Origin of the sequence: Kitasatospora sp. NPDC008050 (assembly GCF_042957465.1) — a bacterium.
Taxonomy (GTDB): domain Bacteria; phylum Actinomycetota; class Actinomycetes; order Streptomycetales; family Streptomycetaceae; genus Kitasatospora.
Genome location: NZ_JBIBIJ010000015.1, coordinates 44,007 through 60,110, shown reverse-complemented (window position 1 = coordinate 60,110; position 16,104 = coordinate 44,007). Strand labels below are relative to the sequence as shown.

Here is a 16,104-nt window from a genome sequence, read left to right as displayed (position 1 = left end):
CTCAGGCGTGCTCCCTGACCCGGGCGGCCAGCGCCGCGCCGAGCAGCGCGACGGCGGTCATCACCAGGAAGATCAGCGCGAAGCCGCCGCGCGCCCCGCCGCCCGCACCGCTCGCGTCCGCGGCCGCCACCGCGCCGCCGCCGAGCGCGGAGAAGAGCACCCCGGCCAGCCCCACCAGGAGCACGTTGCCGAGCGCGTCGGACATCTGCAGCGAGGCCGAGTTGGCGCCGGCCGCCTCGGGCGGCGAGAGCTTCATCATCAGCACGCTGATGCTGGCGATCGCCAGGCCCATGCCCACCCCGCCGAACACCCAGGCGAGCGCGGCGGTCCAGGTCGGGGCCGCCGGGAGCAGCACCAGCGCGGCACCGGCGATCGCCAGCGCCGTCAGCAGGAAGCCGATCCTGATCAGCCGCTCGCGGTGGCGCTCGGCGCCCGGGCGCCCCTGCAGCCAGGAGCCGAACGCCCAGGAGAGCCCGCCGCTGGTCAGGGTGAGCCCGGCCAGCGTCGGCGACAGGTGCCGCTGGGTGACCATCATCAGCGGGATGAACGCCTCGGCGGCGAAGAAGGCACCCGCCGCCACCCCGCGCAGCAGGATCAGCGTCGGCAGCCCACGCGCGGCCCGCAGCGTGCCGTGCGGCAGCAGCCGCAGCACGGCCGGCAGCAGCAGCGCGCACCCCGCCGCGGCCGGCAGCAGACCGAGCAGGTCCAGCCGCTGCCCCGCGTACTGGAGCAGCCCCGCACCCAGCGCGGCCATCGCGGCCAGCCCGATCCGGCCCCGGTTGAGCGTCCCGCCCGTCGTGGCCTGCGGCAGCTCCCGCTCGGCGCGGCGCAGCGCCGGCCCCATCACTGCCAGCGGCAGCACCACCAGGACCGGCACGGCCAGGAACACCCAGCGCCATCCGAGGTGCTGGGTGACCAGGCCGGACACCAGCGGACCGACGATCGAGGGCAGCACCCAGGCGGCCGAGAAGGCCGCGAAGACGGCCGGCCGCAGCCGCTCCGGGAACGCCCGCCCCACCACCACGTAGAGCGCGACGATCACCAGCCCGCCGCCCAGCCCCTGGATCGCCCGGCCGCCGACGAAGAGCCACATGCTGCCCGCCGTCCCCGCCACCACCAGACCGGCCGCGAAGATCCCGATCCCGGCGAACAGCGGCAGCACCGGGCCGCGCCGGTCGCACCACTCCCCCGACAGCACCATCGCGAAGAGCGTGCTGGTGAAGTACCCGGAGAAGGCGAACGCGTACAGGCCGAGCCCGTGCAGCTGACGGGCCGCCACCGGCATCGCCGTGTTGACGGCGGTCGCCTCGAAGGCGAGCAGCAGCACGACGGAGACGATCCCCAGCGTGAGCGCGCGGTAGCGGGCGCTCAGCACCCCGTCGCCACCGTGGTCCGCCGGCATCGACGAGGGCTTCGAGGTCTCGGTGGCTATGGTCATGCCCGCCATGGTAAGTGCCAACCAGGCGATTGACTCCTGACCTGAAGTCCCGACCGTGCTCCGACCATGGTCGTAGGACTTCATGCGCCCGTCACATTCGACTATTGACGCCCCGTCAATCGGCCGCCAGAATAAATTCCGAAAGCACCGCAGAAAACAACCACCGCACCGGAGAGGAGCCCGCGATGTCGCACCCCGCTCGCCCCGCCGCTCTCTCCTGTTGTCGCCCCGCCCACTCCTGACTCGAAGGGCCGTCAGCGCCCTTTGCCCGGCCGTGTGCCCGAGTGGTTCCAGGGGACCGACTGCAAATCGGTTTACGCGGGTTCGATTCCCGCCATGGCCTCCCCGCATTTCCCGAATTCCCGGTCGACAGCTCCTTTTGTCGGCCGGGAATTCGGCATTCCCGGACACCGGAAACGCCGAACCCGCCGGGCGGGCCCGGCGGGTTCGGCGCAGGTGCAGGTGCAGGTGCAGGTGCGGGTTCGTGGCAGTGGTCAGACCGCCAGGACCACCGCGTCCTCCGGCGGGATCGGCAGCCGGCCGATCGGCAGGTTGGTGGCGGCCCGGACGGCCGCGGCCACCGCGGCGGGGGCGACCACGGCGGGGACGGCACTGACCGCCTTGGCACCGAAGGTGGCGACCACGTCGCGCTCCTCCAGCAACGCGGCGATCCGCACCTCGGGGGTGTCCAGGGCGGTGGGCAGCCGGTAGCCGGTGAGCGAGGGGTTGGCGATCACACCGCCCACCGTGCGCAGGTCCTCCAGCAGGGCCAGGCCCACGCCCTGGGCCACGCCCGCCTCGATCCGGTCCTCGATCTGCCCCGGGTTCAGCGCCCGGCCCACGTCCTGGGCCACCGTCACGTCGACCACCCGGACCGCGCCCAGCTCGATGTCCACGTCCACCACCGCGCGCATCGCGCAGAAGGCGATCGAGACGAAGGCGTCGCCCTGCCCGGCCTCGTCCAGCGGCTCGGTGGGGTGCGGACGGCACTGGGCGGTGGCCCAGAGCTCCTTGCCCTCCAGCGCCTCCTCGACCGGCATGCCGAGCACGCCGTCATAGGAGGTGATCTTGCCGTCGGCGATCGAGAGCAGCTCCACCGACATGCCGAAGTCGGCCGCGATCGGCGCCAGCAGCTGGTGGCGGACCATCAGCGCGGCCTTCTCCACGGCGCCGCCCGACACCCAGGTGTGCCGGCCTCGGGCCGAGGGACCGGCGATCGACTGGTCGCTGTCCACCGGCGCGACGTAGACCTCGCTCACCCCGAGGACCGACTGCACGATCTGCCGGGCCAGCGTGGCGAAGCCCTGCCCGGCGTCGACCGCCGCGCAGATCACCGTGGCGCTGTCGCCACTCACCCGCACGGTGGCCGTGGAGACCTCGTCCTCGCCCTCCGCGCCGAGCATGTGCACCATGCCCACGGCGTAGCCGATGCCGCGCCGCACCGCCGAGGGCTCGCCGGCGCCACCGGGACCGCCGGGCAGCAGCCACTCGGTGTCGGGCTCGGCGACCGGCAGCGCGGGCAGCGGGGTCTCGGCGACCGCGTCGAGCAGCGCGGCCACCGGGGCGGGGCAGGTGACGGCCTGTCCGGTGGGCAGCGCGTCGCCGGTGGCCAGCACGTTGCGCCGGCGCACCTCCAGCGGGGTGAGGCCCAGCTGGGCGGCGAGCAGGTCGAGCTGCGACTCGTGGGCGAAGCAGGACTGCAGCGCGCCCTCGCCGCGCATCCGCCCGGCGGGCGGGTTGTTGGTGCGCACCGCCCAGGCGTCCACGAAGACGTTCGGGCACAGGTAGGGGCCGACCGAGAAGGCGGTGGCGGCGGCCAGCACCTCGCTCGACACATCGGCGTAGGCGCCGCCGTCCAGCAGGATCTGCGCCTCGACCTTGACCAGCTTGCCCTGCGCGTCGGCGTGGTGGCGGTACCTCAGCAGCGCCGGGTGCCGGGCCGCGTGGGTCAGGAAGGACTCCTCGCGGGTGAGCGTCATCTTCACCGGGCGACCGGTGCGCAGCGCCAGCAGGGCCAGCAGGGCCTGGAACGAGGGGTCCTCGCGGTCGGCGGTGGCCCCGGGCACCCCGGTGACCACCAGTCGCACCCGGTCCACCTCCAGGCCCAGGCAGGCGGCGGTGCGCTCGCGGTCACCGTGCGGGTCGGTGGAGGACAGGTGCAGCTCGACGCCGCCGTCCGGGCGCGGCACGGCCAGGCCGGCCTCGGCGCCGATCGCGGCGGGGTCCTGGCGGCCGACCTGGTAGAGGCCCTCCACGATCACCTCGCCGACCACCTCGGGGTCGCCGGTGCGCAGCGGCAGGTGTCGCAGCAGGTTGCCGTCGGGGTGCAGCGCCGGGCCGTTGAAGGCCTGCTCGGGGTCGGTGAGCGCCTCCAGCAGCTGGTACTCGACCGCGATCGAGGCCGCCGCCAGGCGCGCGGTGTCGGGGTGGTCGGCGGCCACCGCGGCCACCGGCTCGCCGTGGTGGCGGACCACCTCGCCGGCCAGCACCGGCCGCCCGCCGGGCCACAGCGGGCCGCTCGCACCCGGGGCCGGCGCGGGCAGGTCGGCGGCGGTGAGCACCGCGTGCACACCCGGGATCGCCAGGGCGGCCGAGGTGTCGATCGAGACGATCCGGGCGTGCGGGTGCGGCGAGCGCAGCACCGCCCCCCACAGGATCCCCTCGGCCCACAGGTCGGCGGCGTACGGGTAGATGCCGAGCGCCTTGGGCAGCGCGTCGGTGCGCAGCGGCGAGCTGCCCAGACCGTGCGGGCCGCCCCGCCCGAAGGCCGACGAGGGCCGGCCCTGCGACGCGCCCGCGCGCTCGGCGTCCTCGTCCGTGGCGGCGGGGGCGGTGCTGTTCTCGGTGGGCGCGGTCATGCGTGGTCGTCCTCGGGAAGGAGGAGGCCGTGGGCCGGGGTACCCGTCTCGGGCATCCCGGGGGCGGTCTCGTAGACGGTGCCGTCGAACGGGGTGCCCGGGGCCGGGACCCCGTGCGCGGGAGTGCCCTGGTAGCCGACGCCGTCATAGGCCACGCCCGGGTAGGGCGCCTCGGCGTACGGCCCGGCCGCGTACGGCGGCGCCGCCGGGTACGCGGTGCCGTCCGCGGGGGTGGCGTCGTACGGGACGCCGTGCGGGGGCGTCGGCTCGTACGGCGTGCCGTGCGCCGGGGTCCCCTCGTAGGGCGCGCCGGGGGCGGCGGTGCCGTGCGCGGGGGTGGGTTCGTAGCTGCTGCCCCCGTCGTAGACGGTGCCCGGGCCGTAGGCGGTCGGGTCGTAGCCGGGGTAGCCCTGGGTCGGGATCACGCCGAGGCCGATACCGGCGGCGGTGGCCGCGGGGTGCTCGGTGGGCGGCTGCTGACCGGTCAGCGGGTCGGCGGTGATCCAGCCGGTGCCGTCGGTGCCGAACAGCGGGACCTCGCCGGTGGTGGCCGTCCCGGTCCAGGCGTCCTGGTAGACCGGCGGGTCGTCCAGCTGGTCGACCGGTGCCGCCGGGGCGCCCTGGCCCACCGGGTCCGGCACGAGGAACGGGGCCGGCTCGGCGGCCGGTGCCTGCCGGCCCGGTCCGCCGGCGGCGGGCCCCGCGGGCACGGGTGAGGCCGCGCCGGCCGCCTCCTCGGCGGCCTGCTCGGCCTCCAGCAGCGCCGCGCCGCGCGCGTCCGCCACCGTCTGCACGGCGGCCAGCACGCTGCGGTAGCCGGTGCACCGGCAGAGGTTGCCGCACAGCGCCTGCCGCGCCTCCACCTCGCTGGGCCGGTGGTTGCGCTGCAGCAGGTCGTGCACCGCCATCGCCATGCCCGGCGTGCAGTAGCCGCACTGCACCGCGCCCGACTCGGCCAGCGCCTGCTGCACGTCGCTGGCCGCACCGCCGGCCGACAGGCCCTCCACGGTGTTGATCTCGCTGTCCGCCGCGAGCGCCGCCGGCACCAGGCAGCCGGCCACCAACTGGCCGTCCACCTGCACCGAGCAGGCCCCGCACTCGCCCTGCTCGCAGCCGTTCTTGGCGCCGGCCAGGCCGAGCCGCTCGCGCAGCACGTAGAGCAGGCTCTCGCCGATCCAGGCGTCGGTGACGGGCCGTTCGAAGCCGTTGACCCGCAGCGTGTAGGACGTGGTGGGTCGTCCGTCGCCCAGCGCGACGGGGTGGTTGGTCGGATCGGTCGCCATGTCGGCGGTCACCTCGGCCGTCACTTCAGTGCCCTTCCCAGTGCCCGGCGGGCCAGCACCGCCACGGTACGCCGTAGCCGCAGGGCCGCCGCTGTCGGCCCCTCCACGGCGAGCGCCAGGGAGCCGTCGGCACCGTAGCCGTCGGGGACGCAGGCGGTGGCGACGTACTCGCCGAAGGCGGCGGCCGCGGCCGGGTCGATCGGCTGCGCGCCCTCCTCGCCGCGGGCGTCCCAGTCGATGCAGCCGGCCACCCAGGCCTCGGCGTCCAGCGGGCGCAACGGCACCGGCGCGACGGCGCCCACCGCACAGCGCACCCCTCGCCGGGCCGGATCGAGCACCAGGGCCACCGAGGCGATCGCCCGGGACGGGCCGCTGCGGCCGGTGGCCTTGAGGAAGACCTGGGGGGCGTGCAGCAGCGGAACCCGGACCCAGCTGAGCAGTTCGCCCGGGCGCATCGGGTCGACGCCGGTGAGCAGGTGGCCGACCGGCACCTCGCGGGTGCCGCCGGCCCTGGCCAGGGTGGCCACCGCCTCCAGCGCGGCCAGCACCGGCAGGGTGTCGCCGGTCGCGGCGGCGGAGGCGATGTTGCCGCCCAGCGTGCCGACGTTGCGGGTCTGCGGGGGGCCGGCGGTGCGGGCGGCGTCGGCCAGCGCGGGGATCAGCGCGGCGAAGTCGGGGCGGTCCATCCGGGCCAGGGTCAGGCCGGCGCCGAGCACCGCCGTGCCGCCGTCCTCGTAGCGCCAGCCGCGCAGTTCGGTGATCCGGCCCAGGCCCAGCAGCGCGGCCGGGCGCAGCCGGCCGGCGTTGACGGCTTCCATCAGGTCGGTCCCGCCGGCGACGGGCACGGCGGTGGGGCTGGTGGCCAGCGTCTCGACGGCCTCGTCGAGGGAGGTCGGCAGCATGATCGTCCGGTTCACCAGGATCCCACCGTGCTCCAGTCTCTTTGCGGTACCGCCCGTAGAGTACGGGCCCGGGCCACCCAAACTGAAGCCGCCCACCGGGTCGGGCCACTGTGGCACATCGCGCACCGTGATCACCCTGGGGGTCCCGGACGATCCGGTCGCTTTTCGGGCAGATCCCCCATCAATGAGACCGGATGTTCACCATTTCTTGACGTCCGAAGCCCGGCTTTGGTTCCCCGATGATCACCTGACGTGACTGACACACTGTCAGACCTGCGGCGGAGGTCCCGGCAGCGGTCGGCCGAGCACCCCGGGACGCTGCTGCCACGGGTGCGGACCGGTCGGCGGCCGGTACGCCACGCCCAGCGCGTCCAGCCGCGCGAAGTGGGTGCGCATCCGGCGCTCGAAGCCGGCCAGATCCCGCTCGGCGGGGTCGCGCGGCAGCGCCGACCAGGCCACCTCCGCGAACGCGGCCAGCCGCGGGAAGGCCCGGTAGTCGAGGTCCCGGGCGCTGTCGGCGAACTCGCTCCACAGGTTCGCCTGAGTCCCGATCACCTGACGTGCGCTCACCTCATCCAGTGACGGCGGAACCGGCTCGAAGCGGTAGACGTCGGCCAGCGTGCGGACGAAGCCGACCGGGATCGGCTCCTCGGGCGCGTCGGCCTGCCGGTGGTCGAGGTAGACGTACTGCTCGGGGCACATCACCACCGGGTGCCCCGAGCGCGCGGCGGCCACCCCGCCGGCGTAGCCGCGCCAGGAGGCGACCGCGGCGCCGGGCGCCAGCCCGCCCTCCAGGATCTCGTCCCAGCCGATCAGCCGGCGGCCGCGCGCGGTCAGCCAGGCGTCGAAGTGGCGGATCAGCCAGCTCTGCAGCTCGTCCTCGTCCGCCAGGTCCAGCTCCTTGATCCGCGCCTGCGCCGCCGCGCTGGCCCGCCACTGGTCCTTGGGGCACTCGTCGCCGCCCAGGTGGACGTACTCGGACGGGAAGACCTCCAGCAGCTCCTCCAGCACCCCCTCGAAGAAGGCCAGGGTGGCGTCCGAGACGTTGAGCACGTTGCCGCTGACCCCCCAGTCCGGCCAGACGCCGAGGGCCGCGGTGTCCACCACGTCGGTGTTGCCCAACTCGGGGTAGGCCGCGATGGCGGCCTGGGTGTGGCCCGGCAGGTCGATCTCGGGGACCACCGTGATGCCGCGCTCGGCGGCGTAGGCGACCAGCTCGCGCAGGTCGTCCTGGGTGTAGTAGCCGCCGTGCGGGCGGTCGTCGTGCAGGCCCGCGGTCCGGTAGCCCACCATCGACCGCTCCCGCCAGCTGCCCGCCTCGGTCAGCCGCGGGTAGCGCTTGACCTCGAAGCGCCAGCCCTGGTCGTCGGTCAGGTGCAGGTGCAGCACGTTGAGCTTGTGCGCGGCCAGCAGGTCCACGTACCGCAGCAGGTCGCCGAGCGGCAGGAAGTGCCGCGCGACGTCGATCAGCACCCCGCGCCAGCCGAACCGGGGCGCGTCGCGCAGCTCACAGGCGGGCAGCGTCCAGCCGGTGCGGCGCAGCGGGGCGCGGCGGTAGGCCTCGGGGCCGAGCAGCTGGCGCAGCGTCTGGGCACCCCAGTGCGCGCCGGCCGGGCCGCCCGCGGTGATCCGCGCCCTGCCCTCGGCCGGGTCGACGGTGAGCCGGTACTCCTCGGGCGCCAGCGCCGGATCCAGGCCGAGCGCGATGACCGGGTCCGCGGCCCGGGGCAGCACCAGGCCGGTGGCCGCACCGAGCGCCGAGCGCAGCCAGCGCTCGGCGTCCTCGGTGCCGGGGCCGCCGGCCAGCGTGGTGTCCGGGCCCAGCGGCAGGCCGGGGTCGGTGGCGGTACTGCGGACAGCGATCGGTGCGGGGATCAGGTCCATGGGGCACATCCTGCCCCGCCCGTCCCAAGTGGCATAGACCACTGGCGGAGAAAATACCGCGCCCGCTCGGGCCCGGCGGACCGCTACTTCTTCTTGTCGTCCCCGCCGCCGCCCGGCTCGATGCCCTCGAAGATCTCCTTGCACATCGGGCAGACCGGGTACTTCTTCGGGTCGCGCCCGGGCACCCAGACCTTGCCGCAGAGCGCGACCACCGGAGAGCCGGAGAGCGCGCTCTCCATGATCTTGTCCTTCTGGACGTAGTGCGCGAAGCGCTCGTGGTCGCCGTCGCCGTTGGACACCTGCGGGACGGGCTCGACCAGGGTGCCGGTGCCGAGGCCGCGCTCGGGCTCAAGAGTGCTCATAGGCGCCAAGTCTATGGGGGCGGCGCGCGAAACGGACCCCACTACCCCGGCGCCGCGCCACTGCGGCCGGTCCCCGGACAGGGCTCGCCGGACAGGGCTCGCCGGACAGGGCTCGCCGGACAGGTCTTCAGTTGAGCGTCGGATCCTCCGGATAGGTGGCGAGCATCGCCAGCGCCCCGCGCTGGCGGCGCAGCACCGCCCGCCAGAGCAGCTCCGGGCGCGGGCAGAAGATGTCGCCGGGCTCCGCGTCGACCAGGTACCAGGCGCCCTCGGCGATCTCCGCCTCCAGCTGGCCGGGCGTCCAGCCCGAGTAGCCGGCGAAGACCCGCAGGCCGCCCAGCTCGCCGGCCAGCACCTGCGGCGGCGCCTCCAGGTCGACCAGCCCGATCGCCCCGTGCACCCGGCGCCAGCCCAGCGGATCCTCGGGGCCCGGCTCGCCCGGGATCACGGCCACGGCCAGCGCCGAGTCCAGGCCCACCGGGCCGCCCTGGAACACCACCTGGGGGTCGCCGGCCAACTGGGCCCAGCCGTTCAGGACGTCGTTCACCGCCACCGGTGTGGGCCGGTTGAGGACGACGCCCAGCGCGCCCTGCCCGTCGTGGTCCAGCATCAGGACCACCGACCGGGCGAAGTTCGGATCGGTGAGCACGGGGGCGGCCACGAGCAGTCGGCCGGTGTGCGAGGAGGCCGCGGTCATGCCTCACATGATCCCGCAGCGGGCGGTGAAACCTCCACAGCGCCGCGCCTCACCCGATCGGCGGACAAGATGACCGGCTTCCACCCTAAGAGAGCATGATCACCATCAGAAGAACAGGGAACCGTTCAACCGGCTACTACCATCTATCGAAGGTGGCGCCCGTGCGGCCCGAGCCGTACGTCCGCCGGTCCTACCTCTCCCAACCGCGGCGTACCCCCGTTGGCCGCGGTTGCAACCCCCGGATTGCGAGAACGATGACCGACGACGTCCTGCTGGTGCACGGCGGAAACCCGCTGGAAGGCGAGATCCGCGTCCGCGGCGCCAAGAACCTGGTGCCCAAGGCGATGGTGGCCGCCCTGCTCGGCCAGGGCCCCAGCAGACTGCGCAACGTTCCGGACATCCGCGACGTCAAGGTGGTCCGCGGCCTGCTCCAGCTGCACGGCGTGACCGTGCGCAGCGGCGAGGAGGAGGGCGAGCTGATCCTCGACCCCTCCCACGTGGAGAGCGCCAACGTGGCGGACATCGACGCGCACGCCGGCTCCTCGCGGATCCCGATCCTGTTCTGCGGTCCGCTGCTGCACCGCCTCGGCCACGCCTTCATCCCGGGTCTGGGCGGCTGCGACATCGGCGGGCGCCCGGTCGACTTCCACTTCGAGGTGCTGCGCCAGTTCGGCGCCACCATCGAGAAGCACCCGCAGGGCACCTACCTGGTGGCCCCGCAGCGGCTGCGCGGCACCAAGATCGAGCTGCCCTACCCCTCGGTCGGCGCGACCGAGCAGGTCCTGCTCACCGCGGTGCTCGCGGAGGGCGACACCGAGCTGCGCAACGCGGCCATCGAGCCGGAGATCGTCGACCTGATCTGCGTGCTGCAGAAGATGGGCGCGATCATCTCGATGGGCACCGACCGCACCATCCTGATCACCGGCGTGGACGAGCTGGGCGGCTACCACCACCGCGCGCTGCCGGACCGGCTGGAGGCCGCCTCCTGGGCCTGCGCGGCGCTGGCCACCAAGGGCGACATCTACGTCCGCGGCGCCCGCCAGCTGGAGATGATGACCTTCCTCAACACCTTCCGCAAGGTCGGTGGCGCCTTCGCGGTGGACGACGAGGGCATCCGCTTCTGGCACCCGGGCGGCGAGCTGAACGCCATCGCCCTGGAGACCGACGTGCACCCGGGCTTCCAGACCGACTGGCAGCAGCCGCTGGTGGTCGCGCTGACCCAGGCCGCGGGCCTGTCGATCGTGCACGAGACGGTCTACGAGTCGCGGCTCGGCTTCACCTCGGCGCTCAACCAGATGGGCGCGCACATCCAGCTCTACCGCGAGTGCCTGGGCGGCACCCCCTGCCGCTTCGGGCAGCGCAACTTCCTGCACTCGGCGGTCGTCTCCGGGCCGTCCAAGCTGCTCGGCGGCGAGCTGGTGATCCCGGACCTGCGCGGCGGCTTCTCCTACCTGATCGCGGCGCTGGCCGCCGAGGGCACCTCGACCGTGCACGGGATCTCGCTGATCAACCGCGGGTACGAGAACTTCATGCAGAAGCTGCGCGGGCTCGGCGCCCATGTCGAGCTGCCGAGCGAGCACGAGCTGCTCGCGGCGGTCTGACCCCGCCCGGGGCGACCCGGCAGCCGACCGGCTCGACGGACTCGGCACAAAGAATCGGGGCCGCCCCCGCCAGGGCGGCCCCGTTGCTCAGGAGGCACCCCGCCAGGTGTGTCCTCCCGTCCACCGGCACGCGGTGCACCGGTAGCTCAGTGGTGCCCGCGGCCGCCCTCGTGGTGGCGGTGCCGGCGGACCCGGCGCTCCAGCAGGGCGCCGAGCAGGTCACGCCCCGAGCGGAGCACCGGCCCTGGGTGGACGCCCGTCCTGCCCGATATCGCGGCCGCGGGGGCCGCCGCGGGCACGCTGGGTGCGGCGGGCAGTTCGGCCGCGGCGGTGGCCGGCATCGCGTACAGCACGCCGGCGACCGAGGCGGCCGCCAGGCCCATGCCGCCGATCTGCCACAGTCGCCGACCGCTCGTCGAGGTGCGCTTGCTCATGAAGCAAGCCTCCCAGGCGCTGTATGAGAAGACGATGAGGAAATCTCACCGACTCTGTAACAGCTCGGTCCTGGCGGGTCAGCCAGTAGCGGACCCTCTCAGCTCACCGGCAGCCGCAGTTCGGCGCGCAGGCCACCGCCCGGCGCCTGCACCAGCCGCGCGCTGCCGCCGTGCAGCTCGGCCACCCAGCGGACGATGGCCAGCCCTGTCCCGGTGCCCGCACCACTGGTGACGCCCCGCCGGAAGACCGCCTCGTGGCGCTGCTCGGGCACGCCGGGCCCGGCGTCCGTGACGGTGACCAGCCCGGGCGTGACCGCCACCGTGACCGGGGTCCCGCCGCCGTAGCGCAGCGCGTTCTCCACCAGGTTGCGCACCGCCTGGCCGAGCAGCTCCGGGTCGCCGCGCACGATCAGCGGCTGCTCGCCCAGCAGCAGGGTCACCCTCCCCCAGCCCTCGGTCGGCGCGGCCTCCAGGCCCTCCACCAGTTCGGCCACGGTCTGCTCGACCAGTTGGTCCAGCCGCAGCGGCGTCAGCTCCACCTGCTGGGTGCCGGACTCGATCCGGGCCCTCGCCAGCAGCCCGGTGACCAGCCGGGCCAGCCGGTCGCTGAGCGCAGCCGCCTCGGCGAGCGCCGCGGGCGCGCGCTCCGGCGCCGAGGCCCCGCGTTCGACCGCCAGGCGCAGCGTGGCCAGTGGCGTGCGCAGCTCGTGGGCGGCCTCGGTGAGGAACTGCTCCTGGCGCTCCAGGCCGCGCAGTGCCGGGCGCATCGCCCGCCCGGAGAGCAGGTGGCCGATCGCGGCGGCCGCCAGCACCAGTGCCGAGCAGCCCAGCAGCAGCCAGCGGATCAGCCGCTCGTGGTCGGCCCGGCTCTGCGCCGGGTCGGCGCCGACCACCACCAGGGCGGCGATCGTGTCCCCGTTCCAGACCGGCGCGGCGGCCCAGCGCATCACCCGTCCGGTCCCGCCGAGCCCGGTGGCCAGCGTGCCGTCCTGGCCGTTCTGCACCTGGGTCCAGAGCCGGGCCAGCAGCTCGTTGCCCGGCAGGTGGGCGGTGTCCGGGCGGACCCAGCGCACCACGCTCGGCGGGCCGGTGCCACCCGGCGGGACCTGGACCGCGCCGAGCACGTCCGCGCCGCGGGCCAGCTCGTCCTCGCCGAGCGGGTCCACGGCCAGCGTGTCGTTGTCGAACCAGAGCGCCCGGGCCAGCCCGCCGGCCCGCCGGGCCGCGTCGTTGTCCAGCTCCTTGCCCCGGGAGTGGGCGTCGGTGTGCGCGGCCAGCGTGGCCAGCACCAGCAGGCAGGCGGCCGTGGTGCCGGCGAAGAGCAGGGTCAGGGTCCAGCGCAGCCGGCGCAGGCCCCGGGCGGCCGGCGAGGTCATCCGCGGCCGCCGTGCTCGGCCGGGTCGACGAGCCGGTAGCCGACGCCGCGCACGGTCTGGATCGGGTCCGGCGGGCCGAGCCGGCGGCGCAGTTGACGGATCAACACGTCGACCACGTTGGACATCGGCTCGTTCAGTTCGTCCCAGCAGCTCTCGATCAGCCGGGTGCGGGTGACCACCGTGCCCGCCTGCAGCATCAGCAGCTCCAGGACGGAGAACTCCTTCGCCGTCAGGGTGAGCAGCACCCCGGCCCGGCTGACCCGGCGGCGCGGCAGGTCCAGCTCCAGGTCGCCCAGCCGCAGCTGCGGCAGCCGGGCCGGCTCGGGACGGCGGCACAGGTTGCGGACCCGGGCGGCCAGTTCGGCGGCCGCGAACGGCTTGACCAGGTAGTCGTCGGCCCCGTGTTCGAAGCCGGCCACCCGGTCGGCCACCGAGTCCATCGCGGTGAGCAGCAGCACCGGCCGCAGCCAGCCGGCCGCGCGGCGCTCCGCGACCAGCCCGAGCGCGTCACCGTCGGGCAGCGCCCGGTCGGCCACCAGGCAGTGGTAGTCGGTGAGCGAGAGCTTGAGGTCGGCCTCGGCCAGGTCGGCGGCCAGGTCGACGGCGAATCCGGCCCGGCGCAGCCCGTCGGCTATCTCCGGGCCGAGCCTGGGGTCGTCCTCCAGAACCAGTACGCGCATGGTCTCCGACCTTACGACGCGCTGCTGCCGCAACGGCAGAGCGGGGGCGGTCCGGATCCGGACCGCCCCCGCTCCAGCGGAGATCAGGCGCCCTTGGCGGCTTCCTTCAGCTTGGAACCGGCGCTCACCTTGGCGCTGTAGCCGGCCGCGATCTGGATCGGCTCACCGGTCTGCGGGTTGCGGGCGGTGCGGGCGGCGCGGTGGGTGCGCTCGAAGGTCAGGAAACCGGGGATGGTGACCTTCTCGTCACCCTTGGCCACAACCTCGCCCACGACCTCGGCGAATGCCGCCAGAACGGCGTCGGCGTCCTTGCGGGTCACCTCGGCGCGGTCGGCCAGAGCGGCCACCAGCTCACTGCGGTTCATGTGTACTCCTGTGGTCTGTTCGTTGCGGTGTGCGGGGGCCCATCGGTCGTCCCTCCGGAGGCACCCGGCTGGGCCGCTGGTCCGCACACTGTGCTCGTTCAGGCGGCTGGTGGTAGGTGCTCGGCTCGTGCTCCGGGCCGCGCGTCGTGTCAGTCCTGCCACGTGCCTGCCTGGGAACGAATCCTGCCCTTACCGGCCCTGAGAAAGCCAATCGGGCCTCGGCCATCCACCCCGAACGGCGCCCTCCCCACGCAGCTATGACGCTTCGTCGGCGCCGGCGGACCGACGCGGGCGGCGGCCGGGAACGACTCGCCGAGTGGTTGGGGGACGTTCCGTACTTGTCGGACACGCCTGCCCCGTGCAGGGCTACCGTACGCCCTGACGGGGACAAGCCCAAACACACCCTTCCCCTTGTGTCGCAAGGCTTCGGAGCCGCCCGACACGAGCGGGGGCGGTATTCGGTCAGGCGAGCGACCGAATACCGCCCAACGGGCTTGCCCAGGTCAGAGCCGGAAGACCGGGAAGGCGGCCGTGTCCAGGGTGCCGACGATGCCCGGAGTCGGGCGGGAGGGGGCCTGCTCGCCCGCGCCACCGGCGGCCAGCGCGGCCTCCCGGACGGCCGCGGCCACCGTCTTGGCCACGTCCGGGTGGAAGACGCTGGGGATGATGTAGTTCGCGTTGAGCTGGTCGGCGGTGACCGTGGTGGCCAGCGCGCGGGCCGCGGCGATCATCATCTCGGTGTTCACCGTGCGGCTCTGCGCGTCCAGCAGGCCGCGGAAGACACCCGGGAAGACCAACACGTTGTTGATCTGGTTCGGGAAGTCGCTGCGGCCCGTGGCGACCACCGCGGCGGTCTGCCGGGCCACCGCCGGGTCGACCTCCGGGTCCGGGTTGGCCAGCGCGAAGACGACGGCGTTGTCGGCCATCGAGGCGATGTCGTCGCCGTCCAGGACGTTCGGGGCCGACACGCCGATGAAGACGTCGGCGCCCGCCACCGCCTCCTTGAGGCTGCCGGTGCGGCCCGAACGGTTGGTGTGCTCGGCGATCCAGCGCAGCGAGTCGTTGAGGTCCTCGCGGCCGCTGTGCACCACGCCGTGCACGTCGGCCACCGTGGCGTGCTCGACGCCGGCGGCCAGCAGCAGCTTGAGGATCGCGGTGCCGGCCGCGCCGGCGCCCGACATGACGACCCGGATCTCGCCGATCTCCTTGCCGACCACCCGCAGCGCGTTGGTCAGCGCGGCGAGCACCACGATCGCGGTGCCGTGCTGGTCGTCGTGGAAGACCGGGATGTCCAGCGCCTCGCGCAGCCGCGCCTCGATCTCGAAGCAGCGCGGCGCGGAGATGTCCTCCAGGTTGATGCCGGCGAAGCCGGGGGCGATCGCCTTGACGATGGCCACGATCTCGTCGGCGTCCTGGGTGTCCAGGCAGATCGGCCAGGCGTCGATCCCGGCGAAGCGCTTGAACAGGGCCGCCTTGCCCTCCATCACCGGCAGCGCGGCCTGCGGGCCGATATTGCCCAGGCCCAGCACCGCGGAGCCGTCGGTGACCACGGCCACGCTGTTGCGCTTGATGGTCAGGCGGCGGGCGTCCTCGGGGTTCTCGGCGATCGCCATGCAGACCCGGGCCACACCGGGGGTGTAGATCATGCTCAGGTCGTCACGGTTGCGGATCGGCAGCTTCGAGGACATCTCGATCTTGCCGCCGAGGTGCATCAGGAAGGTACGGTCCGAGACCTTGCCGATCGTGACGCCCTCGATCGCCCGCAGCTTCTCGACGATCTCCTCGCCGTGCGCCACCGACGCGGCCGCCACGGTCACGTCGATCCGCAGCGCTTCCAGGCCCGAGGCCGTGACGTCCAGGCCGGTCACCGAACCACCGGAGGACTCCACGGCAGTCGTGATGTTGCTGACCGCGTTGCCGCTGGCCGGAACCTCCAGCCGCACCGTGATCGAGTTGGAGACACTGGGCACCGTCGCCATCGACGTCCTTCTTCCGTCCACTGAGGTGAGAGCTGGCCAGGCCGTCCTCAACGCGCCGTCTACTTCAACAGTTTGTTGATGCTGCGCCTCGCGCATCCTAGGCCCCGATCGTCGCACCTACCAGGGGCTTCCCAGAAATATCGTCCGTTGATTGCACGGAACCGACAACAGAGGATGCGGTGAACCTGGACAAGCACCGAAAATCCGCCGCATGGGATTGCCTGTCGGGACCGATGGGTTACATT

Annotated in this window: 13 protein-coding genes and 1 tRNA gene; 2 read left to right on the top strand and 12 right to left on the bottom strand. The window is 73.8% G+C overall.

Features of this window, described 5'->3' with window-relative positions:
- Window position 1: 1 nt before the first annotated feature.
- Window positions 2-1,438 (bottom strand): MFS transporter, encoded by a 1,437-nt coding sequence (locus ACFZB9_RS26005; protein WP_391450955.1) that lies wholly within the window; start codon window positions 1,436-1,438, stop codon window positions 2-4.
- 270 nt (window positions 1,439-1,708) lie between these two features.
- Between ACFZB9_RS26005 and ACFZB9_RS26000 the strand changes: the two genes are divergently transcribed.
- Window positions 1,709-1,781 (top strand) — tRNA-Cys (locus ACFZB9_RS26000).
- 151 nt (window positions 1,782-1,932) lie between these two features.
- Here ACFZB9_RS26000 and ACFZB9_RS25995 read toward each other — a convergent pair.
- The 6 genes from ACFZB9_RS25995 to ACFZB9_RS25970 all read right to left on the bottom strand — a co-directional run bounded on the left by ACFZB9_RS25995 (window position 1,933) and on the right by ACFZB9_RS25970 (window position 9,424).
- Complete coding sequence (locus tag ACFZB9_RS25995) at window positions 1,933-4,296, bottom strand: xanthine dehydrogenase family protein molybdopterin-binding subunit (RefSeq protein WP_391450953.1); 2,364 nt, start codon at window positions 4,294-4,296, stop codon at window positions 1,933-1,935.
- The gene (locus ACFZB9_RS25990) at window positions 4,293-5,603 is read right to left on the bottom strand and encodes a 2Fe-2S iron-sulfur cluster-binding protein (RefSeq protein ID WP_391450951.1); all 1,311 of its coding nucleotides are present in this window, start codon (window positions 5,601-5,603) and stop codon (window positions 4,293-4,295) included. The genes ACFZB9_RS25995 and ACFZB9_RS25990 overlap by 4 nt, the downstream gene beginning before the upstream one ends.
- Entirely contained in the window at window positions 5,600-6,481 is an 882-nt protein-coding gene (locus ACFZB9_RS25985) for an FAD binding domain-containing protein (protein WP_391451199.1), read from the bottom strand. Before ACFZB9_RS25985 ends, ACFZB9_RS25990 begins: the two co-directional genes overlap by 4 nt.
- 267 nt (window positions 6,482-6,748) lie before the next feature.
- Window positions 6,749-8,365, bottom strand: a complete 1,617-nt coding sequence (locus ACFZB9_RS25980) for a beta-N-acetylhexosaminidase (protein WP_391450949.1) — start codon at window positions 8,363-8,365, stop codon at window positions 6,749-6,751.
- A gap of 83 nt (window positions 8,366-8,448) precedes the next feature.
- Window positions 8,449-8,727, bottom strand: a complete 279-nt coding sequence (locus ACFZB9_RS25975) for a DUF3039 domain-containing protein (protein WP_327067158.1) — start codon at window positions 8,725-8,727, stop codon at window positions 8,449-8,451.
- A 127-nt stretch (window positions 8,728-8,854) separates the two neighbouring features.
- Window positions 8,855-9,424 carry a YqgE/AlgH family protein gene (locus ACFZB9_RS25970; protein ID WP_391450947.1) on the bottom strand — a complete coding sequence of 190 codons (570 nt, stop codon included), beginning with the start codon at window positions 9,422-9,424 and terminating at the stop codon, window positions 8,855-8,857.
- A gap of 254 nt (window positions 9,425-9,678) precedes the next feature.
- Between ACFZB9_RS25970 and murA the strand changes: the two genes are divergently transcribed.
- A complete protein-coding gene (gene murA, locus ACFZB9_RS25965; protein WP_391450944.1) occupies window positions 9,679-11,025 on the top strand; it encodes a UDP-N-acetylglucosamine 1-carboxyvinyltransferase in 1,347 nt (448 codons plus the stop codon).
- 146 nt (window positions 11,026-11,171) lie between these two features.
- Here the strand turns inward: murA and ACFZB9_RS25960 are convergent, their stop codons facing one another.
- The 5 genes from ACFZB9_RS25960 to ACFZB9_RS25940 all read right to left on the bottom strand — a co-directional run bounded on the left by ACFZB9_RS25960 (window position 11,172) and on the right by ACFZB9_RS25940 (window position 15,859).
- Window positions 11,172-11,459: a hypothetical protein gene (locus tag ACFZB9_RS25960; RefSeq protein WP_391450942.1), complete on the bottom strand. Its 288-nt coding sequence runs from the start codon at window positions 11,457-11,459 to the stop codon at window positions 11,172-11,174.
- Between the two features lie 98 nt (window positions 11,460-11,557).
- Entirely contained in the window at window positions 11,558-12,835 is a 1,278-nt protein-coding gene (locus ACFZB9_RS25955) for a sensor histidine kinase (protein ID WP_391450940.1), read from the bottom strand.
- The gene (locus ACFZB9_RS25950) at window positions 12,832-13,515 is read right to left on the bottom strand and encodes a winged helix-turn-helix domain-containing protein (RefSeq protein WP_391450938.1); all 684 of its coding nucleotides are present in this window, start codon (window positions 13,513-13,515) and stop codon (window positions 12,832-12,834) included. The genes ACFZB9_RS25955 and ACFZB9_RS25950 overlap by 4 nt, the downstream gene beginning before the upstream one ends.
- An 83-nt stretch (window positions 13,516-13,598) precedes the next feature.
- Window positions 13,599-13,880 carry an HU family DNA-binding protein gene (locus ACFZB9_RS25945; protein ID WP_035848732.1) on the bottom strand — a complete coding sequence of 94 codons (282 nt, stop codon included), beginning with the start codon at window positions 13,878-13,880 and terminating at the stop codon, window positions 13,599-13,601.
- A gap of 503 nt (window positions 13,881-14,383) precedes the next feature.
- A complete protein-coding gene (locus ACFZB9_RS25940) occupies window positions 14,384-15,859 on the bottom strand; it encodes an NAD-dependent malic enzyme (RefSeq protein WP_391450935.1) in 1,476 nt (491 codons plus the stop codon).
- Window positions 15,860-16,104 lie beyond the last annotated feature (245 nt).

What these genes read in the sequence shown, in the direction of transcription:
- ACFZB9_RS26005 (WP_391450955.1), bottom strand. Translation starts at nt 1,438, where the DNA reads ATGACCATAGCCACCGAGACCTCGAAGCCCTCGTCGATGCCGGCGGAC.
- ACFZB9_RS25995 (WP_391450953.1), bottom strand. Translation starts at nt 4,296, where the DNA reads ATGACCGCGCCCACCGAGAACAGCACCGCCCCCGCCGCCACGGACGAG.
- ACFZB9_RS25985 (WP_391451199.1), bottom strand. Translation starts at nt 6,481, where the DNA reads ATGCTGCCGACCTCCCTCGACGAGGCCGTCGAGACGCTGGCCACCAGC.
- ACFZB9_RS25980 (WP_391450949.1), bottom strand. Translation starts at nt 8,365, where the DNA reads ATGGACCTGATCCCCGCACCGATCGCTGTCCGCAGTACCGCCACCGAC.
- ACFZB9_RS25975 (WP_327067158.1), bottom strand. Translation starts at nt 8,727, where the DNA reads ATGAGCACTCTTGAGCCCGAGCGCGGCCTCGGCACCGGCACCCTGGTC.
- ACFZB9_RS25970 (WP_391450947.1), bottom strand. Translation starts at nt 9,424, where the DNA reads ATGACCGCGGCCTCCTCGCACACCGGCCGACTGCTCGTGGCCGCCCCC.
- murA (WP_391450944.1), top strand. Translation starts at nt 9,679, where the DNA reads ATGACCGACGACGTCCTGCTGGTGCACGGCGGAAACCCGCTGGAAGGC.
- ACFZB9_RS25960 (WP_391450942.1), bottom strand. Translation starts at nt 11,459, where the DNA reads ATGAGCAAGCGCACCTCGACGAGCGGTCGGCGACTGTGGCAGATCGGC.
- ACFZB9_RS25955 (WP_391450940.1), bottom strand. Translation starts at nt 12,835, where the DNA reads ATGACCTCGCCGGCCGCCCGGGGCCTGCGCCGGCTGCGCTGGACCCTG.
- ACFZB9_RS25950 (WP_391450938.1), bottom strand. Translation starts at nt 13,515, where the DNA reads ATGCGCGTACTGGTTCTGGAGGACGACCCCAGGCTCGGCCCGGAGATA.
- ACFZB9_RS25945 (WP_035848732.1), bottom strand. Translation starts at nt 13,880, where the DNA reads ATGAACCGCAGTGAGCTGGTGGCCGCTCTGGCCGACCGCGCCGAGGTG.
- ACFZB9_RS25940 (WP_391450935.1), bottom strand. Translation starts at nt 15,859, where the DNA reads ATGGCGACGGTGCCCAGTGTCTCCAACTCGATCACGGTGCGGCTGGAG.